Raw genomic sequence first — 2,010 nt, forward strand, 5'->3', positions numbered from 1 at the left:
CAGGCCACGCACTGGGTGTCGAAGACCGGCTTGGCGCGGGCGATGGCCCCGGCGTCGGCCGGACGGTTCGACAGGTGGACGACATATTCGGTCAGGTCGTCGATCTGCTCGGGCTTGAGCAGTTCGTCGCGGCCGAAGGCGGGCATCTGCGACATCCGCGCGCCGTCCGCGCCGGTGCGCACGCCGTGGGTGATGGTGTACTGGATGTCCTCCAGCTTGCCGCCCCACAGCCAGACGTCGTCGCGCAGGTTGGGATAGCCCTTGCCGCCGGTGCCGCCGATGCCGTGGCAGGTGGCGCAGTTGTCGCCGAACACCGACTGGCCGACCTGCTGGGCGTAGGCCTGCAGCTTGGGATCCTGCTCGATCTGCTCGAGGCTGGCGGTGCGCAGCTGGGCCGCGCCCGCCCCGCGCTGGACGTCCAGGGCCTTGAGCTCGTGGCCCACGGCGGCCCGGTCGGACTGGTGCAGCAGGCCCTTGGTGTAGCCATGCACGCCCGGCCAGGCCGGCATCAGCACCCAGTAGCCGATCGAGAAGGCGATGCAGCCGTACCAGACCCACAGCCACCAGCGCGGCAGCGGGTTGTCCAGTTCGCGGATGCCGTCCCACTCGTGGCCGGTGGTCTCGACGCCGGTGACGTCGTCGGTCTTGCGTTCGGAAGCCATCAGGAGAGCTCCTCGTCATCCAGCGGCATGCGCGCGGCGTGTTGGAATTCGGCCTTCTTGGAAGGCCGCAGGGCATAGGCGACACCGGCCAGGAAGATCAGGCCGAAGTAGATCAGTCCGCCCTGCTGGGCGAAGCGCGCCACGGTTTCGTAGGAGAGCTGGCTCATCGCTGGTTCTCCGGGGCCTGGGCCTTGTAGGACTTGAAGTCGACCTGGGTCCCGAGCATCTGCAGATAGGCCACCAGGGCGTCCATCTCGGTGATCCTGTCGGGATCGCCGTCGAAGTCGCGATTGACCACCTTGGCCCCGTAGCGGCCGCGCAGGGCCACCGCGTCGGTCGAGTACGGATCGGCCTGGGCCTCGAGATCCTTCTTGGCGTTGGTCAGTTCGTCGGCCGTGTAGGGCACGCCCTCGGTGCGCAGCACCTTCATCCGGTCGACGATGTCGCGATAGTCCAGGTCCTTCTCGGCCAGGAACTTGTAGGGCGGCATCACCGACTCCGGCACCACCGAGCGCGGGTCGATCAGGTGGTCGCGGTGCCAGGCGTCGGAGTACTTGCCGCCGACCCGGGCCAGGTCGGGCCCGGTGCGCTTGGACCCCCACTGGAACGGGTGGTCGTACATGCTCTCGGCGGCCAGGCTGTAGTGGCCGTAGCGCTCGACCTCGTCGCGCAGCGGGCGGATCATCTGCGAGTGGCACAGATAGCAGCCCTCGCGGACATAGATGTCGCGGCCGTTCAGTTCCAGCGGGGTGTAGGGACGCACGCCCTGCACCTTCTCGATGGTGCCCTGCAGCCAGAACAGCGGGGCGATCTCGACCAGCCCCCCGATCGAGACGACCAGGAGGATGCCGACGACGAGCAGCAGCGAGTGCCGCTCAAGCTTGGCGTGTTGCTTCCAGAGAGACATCGGCTGACCTCAGGCGATCGCGGTGGCGGGAGCGGCCGTTTCGTCGGCCGGCTCGGCGGAGGGCGAAGCGATCGTCTTCCAGATGTTGACGATCATGATCAGCGCCCCGGACAGGTACATCAGCCCCCCGACGGCGCGGATGACGTTCTCGATGTGCTTGGCCGAGACGGTCTCGATGAAGCTGTAGGCCAGGAAGCCCTGGGGCGTGTAGGCGCGCCACATCAGGCCTTCCATGATGCCCGACACCCACATCGCGGCGATGTAGAGCAGGATGCCGGTGGTCGCGATCCAGAAGTGCCACTCGATCAGCTTGGTCGAGTACATGTCCTTCTTCTTCCACAGCCACGGCACCAGGCAGTAGACCGCGCCGAAGCTGATGAAGCCCACCCAGCCCAGGGCGCCGGAGTGCACGTGGCCGATGGTCCAGTCGGTGTAGTGGCT

The 2,010-nt window shown here is 67.3% G+C and carries 4 protein-coding genes; all 4 read right to left on the reverse strand.

All coding sequences use genetic code 11. From position 1 onward, the window contains the following. On the reverse strand, positions 1-662 hold a 662-nt coding region (ccoP, locus tag AC1RNC_RS26040; RefSeq protein ID WP_492888875.1), incomplete at its 3' end, for a cytochrome-c oxidase, cbb3-type subunit III. Then, entirely contained in the window at positions 662-829 is a 168-nt protein-coding gene (locus AC1RNC_RS26045; protein WP_099578182.1) for a cbb3-type cytochrome c oxidase subunit 3, read from the reverse strand. The genes ccoP and AC1RNC_RS26045, both read right to left, overlap by 1 nt. Beyond that, on the reverse strand, positions 826-1,569 hold the full coding sequence (ccoO, locus tag AC1RNC_RS26050; protein ID WP_492841991.1) for a cytochrome-c oxidase, cbb3-type subunit II: 744 nt from the start codon (positions 1,567-1,569) through the stop codon (positions 826-828). The genes AC1RNC_RS26045 and ccoO overlap by 4 nt, the downstream gene beginning before the upstream one ends. Before the next feature lie 9 nt (positions 1,570-1,578). Next, positions 1,579-2,010 (reverse strand): cbb3-type cytochrome c oxidase subunit I (locus tag AC1RNC_RS26055; RefSeq protein ID WP_492888876.1); only part of this gene is annotated, 432 nt, incomplete at its 5' end.

The sequence above is a fragment of the Caulobacter sp. GW822-FHT01G02 genome (genome assembly GCF_058802865.1).